Below are 11,848 nucleotides of genomic sequence, written 5' to 3'. Positions count from 1 at the left end.
GAGCTGTTCTATAAGGATTACAACCCGGACAAATTAATGCTGTTTTAGGTGGTCATAACGTAAAAAACCTAGATTTTAATGTAGTGAGTGCGGAAAAAACAACATTTATTAAACCGAGTAAAAACCATCTCAACCCTAAAAATACTATAAAAGGTAAGCAAGTAAATGGGAATGGTGATGGATCACTCATCGACAATACCGACCATGTTACATTCGACTGGTTTGAAATAAAACCGAATCAAAGGTAGGTATGTACCAGACCGTGTTCTTATGTCTTTGCTGATTTGAATAAAATAAAACTTTCTGGTGCTAATTCAAATCCTGCTGGTACAGTAATGGCGGCAAAATCAATACGGTTTATATGAGAGTGTCCATACCTGGACATAATTCAAATCCAAATAACTACTTATCTACGCAATTAGAAGAAGGTGAAACTTCTACTCCAATAGTTCCATTTCAACGTGAATTAAATACAGAATTAATTAGTGTAAAATCGGATTCAAACAAGTTATTAGGGAAAAACGGAATCGCTTATGGGGATAGCATAAAAGCTAACGTATTGCGGGTCCCTATAGTGAAAGATTATTATAAACTTAACTCCTTGGATAATCTCGGCATCGGCGGAACAACGGTTGCCGATAACGGTATAGCTAATCCGTTTTACAGTCAAACAAGATTGAATAGCTTACCAACAAACAAAGATTTCAATTATGGGTGGCACAAACGATCAAGGTCAAAACGTTCCATTAGGTGATACCATTTATAATAATGGTTTTAAGACTAATACATTTAAGGGTGCTTTAGCCCACATCATTACTTACCTGTAAAATCGTATGCCTAATATACACATCTTCTTATGTAGTCCAGTAGGTGGTAGAGGAAAAGTAGTGGGCCAAAACATGACGGAACAAGTAAAAAAAAAAACACATTGGGGTTAACCACTCAGCAATTCGCCCTTGCTGTTAGCGAAGTGGCTCATGAATTTTCTGTAAACTTTATTGACTTATTCGGCACAAGTGGCATTAATCAGTTTAACCGTTCACTCTATATTAGTGATACAGTTCATCCAAAAGATTTAGGTAAAGTAAAAGTGGCTAACGCTATTATTAATGGAATTAATAAAGTGTTTTAAATCCCTTATTAATATTGTTAAAATATATTGATATAAATAAAAATATTGTAATAAGGGTAAGGTGAATGGATTGTTTGAAAAAGCATTATACATCTTTTTAAAAAAGCTGTTAGCTATATCCAAAAAGATGAACACATTTGTACAGCATTATGAATTAAAACAACGATTTGAAACATGCAAATTTTTCGGGGACATTTCAATTACAGATCTAACAAAATTTAATTTGGGACAATACTCATGTTTGAAAAAATGCTATATTGACTCATCAGGCGGGGTATCAATAGGGGATTATTTCCATCCAGGTATTAATCTAACAATATGGTCTTCTGATCATATTTATAATAATGAATATATACCATTCGATTATAAGAATATAACTAAAGAAGTGATTATAAAAGACTTTGTTTGGATAGGAGCAGATGTGACAATCCTTCCTGGTGTAACAGTAAATGAAGGAGCTATCATAGGAGCAGGGGCAGTGGTTACTAAAGATGTGCCTCAGTATGCTATAGTTGCTGGTAATCCTGCAAAAATAATCAAGTATAGAGATATTGATAAATTCATAGAAAACAAAACTAAAGGCAGATTTAGAACTCCATAAACTGTTAAATACGGTCCGGTAAAAAAAGATGTAAGGGAAGTATTAATTTAGTTTTTTTCTGCTTTTACTCCGCATTATAATTTGTGGTGGGATTAGAAAATTTAACGTAAAAAAAGTTTAACTCCACCAATATACCCCTTTGTTGTAAAATATTAGAACTGATTAGGGGGGTATAAAATATGGTGGAGAAAATTCTGTATAAGCTAATTCAGTTATATTGCAAAACAAAAGTTTCGATACAAAATAATAGGAGAAATCCAGTATGGGTAACAATTGGTGATAGTTAATCTAATTCTTATGGATATCAAGCAAATTCAAAAGTGGGTAAGGATCACCAAATTATTAAATCGAAGTATTGGAGAATGCACAGTAGCCGATAATGGATCTACTGATTCTATTTGTTTACGATATACAAATGCTATCCATCGAACGTTAATATGATTTCAGTATTAGGTGGTTCTAATGATTTTAGACAAAACATTCCCATTGGAGGTAAAGAAGATTCTGAGAATTCCACCTTTATAGGTGCTTTAAACAATATAGTAATTGGAATACGACTTGTCCATCCGAACATACCGTTAGTTAATTCTGATGTCGCCACCAAAGAGATTTAATAATGACAATAATATTGGTTTAACAATTACAGATTATAGTGAAGCTATGAAAAAAGTTGCAGACAAATTCAGTTTAATATTTATCGATGTAAATAAGGAAAGTGGAATTAATTATAATAATTTAAAAGAAAATACAATAGACGGAATACATCTAAATATTAAAGGATATAAAAAAGTTGCTCGATTGATTGATAGTCAATTGGAATATACATCGCCAAAAGGTTAACGATTAAAAGTAATACAACCTTTGAACTTAAAGAAGGTGTCACGCTTAAACTGAAAGATAACGCATTTGATTATCTTATAGTTAATGAAAAATTTCTAAATAGTGACTTCTTATGACGAAAACATTTCTTTGGTTGGTGGATTCTTCGACTTAAACGGTTCTACTAATCCGACCAACAGAATGATTAGTACAGGGAAATTCCTAGGAATAGGGATTGTTTTCAATAACGTTAAGAATTTAATTATTAATAACACAAAGAAAATAGGTGCTTCAACTAAGTATTGTTACCTGCTCGCTAATATTATCGGTGGGAAATTCGAAAACATAAATACTGTTAACAATAGTGATGGATTACATTTCCAATCCCAATGTAAGAATATACAAATTAACAATATAACTGGATTAACGCATGATAATATGATTGCCTTTACAACTGGAGATTATCGAACATATGTAATTTCGGAAGATGAAGATTTTGAAAATATCAATATATCAAACGTATACAGCGATCCCGCTCAATCTGCAAAGGACTTGATACGTTTCATTGGAGCAGGGAAAAACTGCACAGGTAAGCACAAGAATGTGAAAATTACAAATGTTAAAGGTATTACAGGTACTAACCCATTGATTGTATTCATGTATGCAGATCAGGCTGTATCCAATCCTTATTTAACAAAAACAATACTTGAGAATGTTGAAGTAAGTAATATCCAAAAGCTCGATGGTTCTGGTGGAAGATTATTATACATACTTTCGAATTTTAAAAATTTTAAAGTGTCCAACTTGACATATGAGGTTATATTCACTGAACAAACGATTCGAATCGGTGGTGATATTGACCAGTGTATAATTGAAAATGTTAGCATATTTACGTTTAATGCCAACATTAAAAAAACTAAAGGGATGGTATTAAAAACTGTTAAAGTTCGTTTACCCTATGACGCAGCCTTGGCGGGTATTGGGGCAGTTTTTTTTTTCAAACCGGTTCAACGCTGAATGTCGAAGAGTTTGTCTCCTTGTCTAATTGGGATGTTGTTGCAGAAAAATCAAAGTTTATTCGTTTTGGTAGAGATACTATATATATAACAAATTTAAATATTATAAATAGCTTAATAAAAAAGCTAAAGTATTTTTCTATAACAGTGGGACAATGAAAGTGAATCTAAAAGTGAATGGTTCAAAGGTGAATATTCTAGATACCCAAAATGATTGACAGGATCGTGGAAGACTTCGATTTATGAGTACTGCTTCAGATTCAATCCAGCCATTAAAATAAGAGGGACTTTAGCGCCAGCGAAAATACCCGTCAGTATGATAGATTCCCCGTATGATAGTGAATTATCTAGATTAACTCCTCAGATGGGGGATGTTGTAAATTCGTATGTACACTAACCAAGGGACACATAGGATCATATATATAACGGTTCATCCTGGGTAAATTTAACTTAAATGAATAGGTTAATAATCTACTCAATATTATTATTATTTGTGTATAATTGAATTATCAAATAATAGGGAGTTTTTTATGGGAAAACTATCGAAAATTATATTATTGATATTAGGGATACCAAAAACTATTTACTTTAATTTCAAATACTTATCTTTCAAAGACGCAATTAAATTTCCAATCATTTTATCAAGCAGAGTACTTCTTTATAAGACAAGTGGCAAAGTCACTATTAATGCTCCTATTAAACCCGGTATGATTAGATTAGGGTTTGGCGGTGTTAGAATTTTCGATAGAAGACACTCTCGTAGTGTTTGGTACTTACAAGGAAATATAACTTTTAAAGGAAAAGCCAATTTAGGATATGGTACAAGATTATCAGTATTCGGTGATTTAACTTTTGGTGATAATTTTGCGATTAGTGCACAGACACAAATAGTCTGTAACCATAAAATCACTTTTGGTGATGGCGTCATTATAGGTTGGGATTGTCTGTTTATGGATAGTGATGCTCACTGGATTTTAAATGAAAGCAACCAAAGGACAAATAAACCTAAAGAAATAATAATAGGGGATAGAGTTTGGATTGGTGCTAGATGCACAGTTAATAAAGGAACAAAAATTGCTAATGATGTAGTTATTGCGACAAGCAGTGTTGTATATGGTACACATGAAACACCAAACAGTATACTTGGAGGAAACCCAGTAAGAATAATTAAAGAGGGTATCACATGGGAAATATAATCTGCCATTCGGAACAAACTGCGCGGTAACTACAACTATCAAGAACTACTCTAGGGGTACTTTTTTCATATCTTAATTGAAAATTTGACCAAAGTGAAAATGACCAAATCCCGTCTGCCTATGAACTGCTCCCTGTCAAGTAGACAGCGGAAATAATAAAAGTGCTTTAAGCGGCTTGAAGCCTTTATTCTAGGGGGCTCAAGCCGTTTAATGTTTCTTCGTAACGTTCGTTATTGTAGAATGCTGCATGAGGCGATAAATTCGTTTCTTATTCACTTTCTTCAAGCCTTCTTTTATACGCTGACGGTTAATCGTCATAGGGCGATACGACGATACCCCTATATGCCATCCACTTGCGTATATAGATGTTGAATGGATGCCACTAGTTGTTGGTTTTCGACTTCACGTGCTCCTGGTTGACGTTTGCCCATTTATAGTAAGCTGCACGGGAAACGTCTGCGATTTCACACAATAACACAATCGAAAAATTCTCCTTCTTCGCCAGTTCTTGAATCGCGATATAGCAGCTCTGAATACGAACTCTACTTAACGATGCCTCCTTTCGATTTCCTCTAACTTTTTAATAATAGATTCTCTGCCCGTAATCGCTCGCTTTCGCGATTTCAATACGTTCTTCTATAGTTGGTTTTCTTCCTTTAGTCATCGTTTTACTCAATCCTTTTCTCGAATTGTTGCATTCACTATGACTAGTATAGATTTTCAACCAATTCTTGAACACAGACGAACTGCTAATTCCATATTTGGCCAGGATATCGAACATCGAATAGTTTCCTGATAAATAGTCTTCCACAGCACACTGCTTTAATTCTTCTGAGTATACCCTGTTTTTCTTAGGGCGTACTAAAGCTTCTGTTCAATTTCACGAAGTGTATGACGACCTTCCTCTATATATTGAAGTGCTAAGATTTTAACATCTAGTGAAAATGATTTTTTAGACATAAAAAACTCCCCATTTGATAAACAGATTTTTTTTAATCTGTCTACCTAATGGGGAGCATATCACCAAGAGCGAAATTTGGTCTTCTTTTATATTAATTTATGCCATACTGGCTAGTCGATTATCTTGGTAACGAATATTTTGGATTCCAATGACGTTTAGAAATTTTTTGATTTCATTAATAGCGGCTGTTTTATGTCCGTCTATGACTGCTAGGTCCGTGACAAAGGCAATTTTCGGGTATTTTGTTTCACGTTTCTTAGGGTTTAGCATCGGCTTTTCTTCAATAAGTTGAGCGTCCATTTCCTCTTCACATGTCAGAATAACCGCTTCACCAATTTTCATGTTTTCCCAATCAAAAGAGAACGAAAATTCAATTGAACACTCACCGTCAATAAACTTTGGTTGTACTTTTACGTTTAACTCCACTATGCCCAGCCTCCTCATTGGTTATTTTTTCCTAGTATAACAGGAGTGCCTATGAAGGTGGCCTGACCACATATGAGTAAAACACCAATATTCTTACATGTTTATTCAAAAATGCTCGCTCTGGCGCATATTTTTATAACTCCAAGAATATTCCTAGACGAATATTTTATATTCTTTATTCTACCTTTAATCCCTAAAATATTCCATATGTTTTTGTAAAATTCCTTTAATTCTTTTGACCTCTTCCGCGCGAATTACCTCATAATAGATTCCATTTATTTTTTCAGCTGTGCCTTCCATACTGATATGATCAATATGCTGAACTGCCTCCTGATAGTTATTTTTTATTTTTATCATCTCTGAAATTGTGATATTTGTTTTCACATTATTCATTAAGGTAGTAGCGATTTGATCATAGTGAGTTAAGCTTCGGATATTGGCACCTGTTCGAATTACCTCTCCAATGACCTCGTACCGGCGTTGTTGCCGCCCTTCTTCACCATTTGGCTCCAGCTGGCGCATGCGCATATAGGCCAATGCCTCTTCACCATTTAACTGGATTTTACCTTTAGCAAAATGTTGGCCATCATAAGAGAAATCTAACTGGTTTTCAACGGTGATACCTCCGATGGCGTCCACCAGCTCCTCCACCCCATCCGTATTGATGCTCACATAATAATCAATCGGGATTCCGAAAAACTGTTCAACTGTCTCCATCGACAGTTCCGCTCCGCCTTCTTGATAGGCATCGCTGATTTTATCCCAATTCTTGCTTCTAGCAATTTTTACTCTTGTATCCTGTGGAATACCAAGCATTTTAATGTTATTGTGTTCCGGATTGACCGTTATGACCATTGTTGTATCCGGTCTGCCGTTTGTATCTATACCAAGCAGCAATAATGAAAATGGCTCTTTTTTAGTTAAATCAAGCTGTTCTTCTCTATACGGAGATTGGCGTTCCCGCAGTGGATCCTTTATTGCTTGAAGGGCCTGATAAATAGGATATCCGACAACCATGACAATCACAATTACGAAGCCGGAAATCCATAACCATCTATATTTCTTTCGTTTATCTGCACCTCGATTTACATTCATCGCATTCTCTTCTTTTTAGTTTTTATCTTTAGTCTTCTACTTTCCTCCCCCTTTTCATACGTTTTTTTGATCAGTTTTGTTACAATTAAGATTAAACTTGGTTAAACTGTCTCGTAAGGAGAATGATATATGCACGATGCACTTAAATTCTACGGGGAGCGAATTTCGGATATTCTCTCTCCTAAATCAACTAATGATGTTAATTTAGTTTCGAAGGGTCTTGTTCTTTATCGTCAAGGGACAGTGGTAAAGCTATCGATCGAATCTGATCTTATTCAAGGTGTCGTACAGGACGTGACAAAGGTGAACGTCACTTTGGATTTAAGTTTTCCAAGCAATAGCTCTTGTTCCTGTCCAGCGATTGATTTATGCCGGCATCAGCTGGCTGTATTCTTTGCTGCCTACAGTAAGGAAGCCAGCGTTACGGAATGGGTGGATCATTGGAAGAATAAAGAGGACCCCATGTTCCGTTTAAAGGAATCACTAAAAAATGGCCCCGTATATAAAGAAAAAAGCAAGCCTTCTAAACCGGAGCATACATACAGTGCCTGGAAGGAATTTTTCATCCGTTCCGCACGGGAAGAGTTAGCCATCCCTCCTTACTTTATGGCCGGGATAAACCGCTCTGCTTCTAATTTTCAGCGTGCGATCCAGCGCAGCGAGCCCTCCAATCAGCAATGGGTGCCTTTATACCGTAGCATTGCCTATTATATGGGCTTGGTACATTTATTTGATCTGCAGAGCAGTACGAAGGATCACTTTCAGGAGGAACTGCTGGAATCTATGATTCACGAATTGTTCCTTGCCTTTAAGGATGAGGTTCATCGGTTTGAATCCTCTATCCGTCCATTTGATTCAGAGGAGTTTATCCATTCCTGGATTGATGAAACAAAGAATTTGCCAACTGGTGAAATGGGAAGCGGCTATTATCGCTGGGATATCTATCGCACAATTTGGACAAATATCATTACAACTAAAGAAGAGCGCGGGGCTGAAATAGATCGTTTGTCAAACCAGCTTCCGGCTCTCGCTGACTCCTTGCAAATTGAGTTGGTCTTTTGGATGATGATTCACATATATATGGTCGATGGCAAGGATGAGCAGGCGTTAGAATGTTTAAATAAGCTTGGTCCGATATCCTGCTTCTTCCTTACCTTTGTATTAGAGGAACTGCATAATGCAAAGGAACATGCACGAATGGTTCCCTTTGTTGAATTCTTCTCAAAAAATATTAAAGCTTATTTGCATGATTATCAGACTCAGGAGTATAAGAGAACTCGATTTTTATATAATGCCCTGCAAATTATTCGTCCTTTTTGCTCAGCCGCTAAACGATTCGACTTGCTCGAACGTATTCTAAGGGGAACCATTCCTTACTCCCTTATTCCATATTCACACTATTTGTATGAGAAGAAGGAGTATAAAAAATGGGTCGAGCTCCAGGTTGCTGAGCGTGTTGATGTCCTTTATGAATGGTCCAATCAAACGAAGGAAATTCAAAAGGAACAGCCTGAAGTCCTCCTTCCTATTCTGCATCTGCAGGTAGTTAATTTGATTGCGGCTAAAAATCGTTCATCCTACCGGGAAGCGGTCCGTTATTTAAAAAAGCTGAGAACTATTTATAAAAAACTTAAGCGCGTAAACGTTTGGGAATCTTATATTGAATACATCAGCGACGATAATAAGCGATTACGTGCTTTTCAGGAAGAACTAAAGAAAGGAAAGTTAATTGATGCAGCTGATTGAAACTCTTCATATTCAAATTGAATTACTTGAAGGCGGACGCGTCTTTATTTATGGAACAGATGAGGGTGAGCCCGTTCCTGCTGAATTATGGGCAACAAGCTTCTTTCTTTGGGATGCGGATAGTTACTTTGGGACGAAAGTGGATATCCAAACACTTGATGGTAAAAGCGGTGTCCTTATGAGCGCCCATAAATGGATGAAGGTGCTGGCAGAAGAGCCTTTCAACAGCTTTATTAATTGGTCCTGGTCCAATTGGGCATCCATTAGTTTAGCTTTGGCCCAATCCTTATATGAAACCGTTGAAAACGGAACGGTTATGCCTGATTTTAACGATCGGAATCAAGACGGCATTACCTTCCCGCTCCCACAGGAAATACTCGAAGACTTTCAGGACTCCTTTTGGGAACAGGAAATGGCCAGACACGAGCATGACGGAATCCAAACCATTACGGTTCGGCGTTTTGCGGAGGAATGGTTAAATGAAGCGATTAAAGACCGTCCCGGCAATCATCGCGTAGGTGATTTGCTTGATTTGTTTGCTGAAAAAAATATCTCCACCAAGGTACTCAGCCGCTTCTTTGACGGAGACCGTTGGGAAATTTGGACCGGTGCCAAAGAAGATGAATTGCCTTTTTCTATGGGAATGCGCCTGAGCGAGCCTGATTTTGCAGCGGGTGATGAGGTTGACCAATGGAAGCTAGAACCGTTTATGCGCGGCAAGCGAAATGAGGAGCAATTTTTCATATGGGCTGATCGCCATAGGATTCCTTTTGCCTGGAAAAGGTATTTAGAGATGGCTGAAAAGGAAATCGCCCGCTGGAAGGATATTTTCCCTTGGATTGATGATATTGTCACTGAGGATCAGGCCTGGGATTTCTTAACGGATGCTTCCGAGGTCCTACATATGCTTGGCGTAGAAATTCTATTGCCATCATGGTGGCAGGCAATTAAGGATGCGAAAATCGCCATGAAGGCTAAAGTGAAAAATTCGCCAAGCCGCCGAAAATCATTTGTGGGTATGAATGCCTTGCTCGATTATAATTGGCGTTTCTCCGTCAATGGCGCTGAGGTTTCCGAGGAGGAATTTAACAAGCTTGTTGAGGAAAAACGGAAGCTTGTCTATATTAGAGGACGCTGGGTGAAACTGGATCCTGCCTTAATGAGGCGCATGCAGGAATTGAAGAAGGAAGCAGATGAGCGAGGATTGCGTATCAATGATTTACTTCAGCAGGAGTTCGCACAGGATGAGGAGCTTGAGGATGAGAATGAAGGGGATTACGCACGAATTCAATTTGAGCTGAATAGTGACCTGAGACGCTTTATGACTCGCATCAACTCACTTCAGGATATCCCGACTGTCCAGGTACCCGATGCCTTCCAGGGCGAATTGCGGCCGTATCAGCAACAGGGAATGAGCTGGCTGATGTTCTTACGTGAATATGGATTCGGTGCCTGTCTGGCCGATGATATGGGTCTAGGGAAAACGATTCAGCTCATCAGCTATCTGTTAGCGGTGGGGGCGAAGAATGGTCCAGCAAAATCTCCATCCTTGATTGTCTGTCCGACTTCTGTGCTCGGAAACTGGCAGAAGGAGTTTGAAAAGTTCGCTCCATCCATGAACGTCCATCTTCACTATGGTCCAAGTCGTATGAAGGGTGAACAGTTTAGGGATGGGTTTGGCAATGCCGATGTGATTCTGACAACCTTTGGGTTGCTTCATCAGGATGAGGAAGACTTTTTATCCATGCAATGGAATGCTGTTGTGCTCGACGAAGCGCAGAATATCAAGAATTCCCATACGAAGCAATCCCGTTCTGCCCGTAAGCTTGAAGGTATTCATCATATCGCCTTAACCGGTACTCCAATGGAAAATAGACTGAGTGAGCTTTGGTCCATTTTTGATTTTATTAATAAGGGCTATCTTGGCTCACTAACGCAATTTGATAAAAACTTTGCCGGACCGATTGAACGCAATGGTGATAAGAATAAAATTGCCACCCTGCAAAGGCTTATTCAGCCTTTCCTTTTAAGAAGGACGAAAAAGGATGAAGAGGTTGCTCTCAATCTGCCGGATAAATTGGAGCAAAAGGAGTTTATCAGCCTAACAACCGAGCAAGCCGCTTTATACGAACAGCTTGTTAAAGATACGCTCGATCAAGTTGAAAAACTGAGCGGTTTTGAACGGAAAGGGCTTATTTTGCAGATGCTGACCAAGCTGAAGCAAATTTGTAATCATCCTGCCCTTTATTTAAAGGAAGAGGCACCAAAGCATATTCTTCATCGATCCGGAAAAATGGAAAAGCTAATCGAATTGCTCGATATCATTTATGAACAGGATGAAAGTGTGCTTATTTTTACCCAATACATTGAAATGGGTAATATGATTAAGCAAATCGCTGAGCGCCGCTATGGTCATGTCGTTCCATTCCTGAACGGCAGCGCCAATAAAAAACAACGGGATACCATGGTGGCCGATTTTCAGGATGGCAAGTATCCGATTCTTCTACTTTCCCTGAAAGCGGGCGGTACAGGGCTTAACCTGACGGCTGCCAATCATGTCATTCACTATGACCGCTGGTGGAATCCAGCTGTTGAAAATCAGGCGACCGACCGTGCCTACCGTATTGGGCAAACGCGCTTTGTACATGTCCATAAGATGGTTTCCTCCGGTACACTTGAGGAGAAAATTGACGTTATGCTGGAGAAAAAACAATCGCTTAATGATGAAATCGTCCAAAGTGACAATTGGATTACCGAGCTATCCTCAGATGAATTAAAGGATTTGCTGGTGCTTGAAAGATAACTTTTTGGCCATCCCCTTCTTAAAAAATAGGGGATGGCTTTTTTGTATCTATT

The 11,848-nt window shown here is 38.0% G+C and carries 10 protein-coding genes and 1 pseudogene; 8 read left to right on the top strand and 3 right to left on the bottom strand.

The window, feature by feature from the left end; translation table 11 throughout:
* Positions 1 to 361: 361 nt before the first annotated feature.
* The 6 genes and pseudogenes from FHY47_RS10495 to FHY47_RS10470 all read left to right on the top strand — a co-directional run bounded on the left by FHY47_RS10495 (position 362) and on the right by FHY47_RS10470 (position 4,764).
* Positions 362 to 754 (top strand): hypothetical protein, encoded by a 393-nt coding sequence (locus tag FHY47_RS10495; protein WP_148630445.1) that lies wholly within the window; start codon positions 362 to 364, stop codon positions 752 to 754.
* Positions 755 to 928: 174 nt separating this feature from the next.
* The gene (locus FHY47_RS10490) at positions 929 to 1,132 is read left to right on the top strand and encodes an SGNH/GDSL hydrolase family protein (protein WP_148630443.1); all 204 of its coding nucleotides are present in this window, start codon (positions 929 to 931) and stop codon (positions 1,130 to 1,132) included.
* 379 nt (positions 1,133 to 1,511) lie between these two features.
* Positions 1,512 to 1,679 (top strand): annotated as a pseudogene (locus FHY47_RS19570) (LbetaH domain-containing protein); the annotation flags it as partial.
* Between the two features lie 645 nt (positions 1,680 to 2,324).
* A complete protein-coding gene (locus tag FHY47_RS10480; RefSeq protein WP_148630441.1) occupies positions 2,325 to 2,573 on the top strand; it encodes an SGNH/GDSL hydrolase family protein in 249 nt (82 codons plus the stop codon).
* A 102-nt stretch (positions 2,574 to 2,675) separates the two neighbouring features.
* Positions 2,676 to 3,569 carry a hypothetical protein gene (locus tag FHY47_RS10475; protein ID WP_187393470.1) on the top strand — a complete coding sequence of 298 codons (894 nt, stop codon included), beginning with the start codon at positions 2,676 to 2,678 and terminating at the stop codon, positions 3,567 to 3,569.
* A gap of 529 nt (positions 3,570 to 4,098) precedes the next feature.
* Positions 4,099 to 4,764 carry an acyltransferase gene (locus FHY47_RS10470; RefSeq protein WP_148630436.1) on the top strand — a complete coding sequence of 222 codons (666 nt, stop codon included), beginning with the start codon at positions 4,099 to 4,101 and terminating at the stop codon, positions 4,762 to 4,764.
* A 580-nt stretch (positions 4,765 to 5,344) separates the two neighbouring features.
* On the opposite strand, the gene FHY47_RS10465 is transcribed toward FHY47_RS10470, so the two are convergent.
* The 3 genes from FHY47_RS10465 to FHY47_RS10455 form a co-directional block, all read right to left on the bottom strand.
* Entirely contained in the window at positions 5,345 to 5,575 is a 231-nt protein-coding gene (locus FHY47_RS10465; RefSeq protein ID WP_148630433.1) for a hypothetical protein, read from the bottom strand.
* A 246-nt stretch (positions 5,576 to 5,821) separates the two neighbouring features.
* A complete protein-coding gene (locus FHY47_RS10460; RefSeq protein WP_066105755.1) occupies positions 5,822 to 6,151 on the bottom strand; it encodes a hypothetical protein in 330 nt (109 codons plus the stop codon).
* Positions 6,152 to 6,337: 186 nt separating this feature from the next.
* The gene (locus FHY47_RS10455) at positions 6,338 to 7,246 is read right to left on the bottom strand and encodes an LCP family glycopolymer transferase (RefSeq protein ID WP_066105750.1); all 909 of its coding nucleotides are present in this window, start codon (positions 7,244 to 7,246) and stop codon (positions 6,338 to 6,340) included.
* Between the two features lie 129 nt (positions 7,247 to 7,375).
* On the opposite strand from FHY47_RS10455, the gene FHY47_RS10450 reads away from it, so the two are divergent.
* On the top strand, positions 7,376 to 8,992 hold the full coding sequence (locus FHY47_RS10450; RefSeq protein ID WP_148630431.1) for an SWIM zinc finger family protein: 1,617 nt from the start codon (positions 7,376 to 7,378) through the stop codon (positions 8,990 to 8,992).
* Positions 8,979 to 11,795: a DEAD/DEAH box helicase gene (locus tag FHY47_RS10445; RefSeq protein WP_148630428.1), complete on the top strand. Its 2,817-nt coding sequence runs from the start codon at positions 8,979 to 8,981 to the stop codon at positions 11,793 to 11,795. The genes FHY47_RS10450 and FHY47_RS10445 overlap by 14 nt, the downstream gene beginning before the upstream one ends.
* Positions 11,796 to 11,848: the final 53 nt, after the last annotated feature.

Origin of the sequence: Bacillus sp. E214 (assembly GCF_008087365.1) — a bacterium.
In the GTDB taxonomy this organism is placed as follows: domain Bacteria; phylum Bacillota; class Bacilli; order Bacillales; family Pradoshiaceae; genus Pradoshia.
Note: the sequence above shows the minus strand (reverse complement) of the source record. Positions and strands in the feature narration are given on the sequence as shown.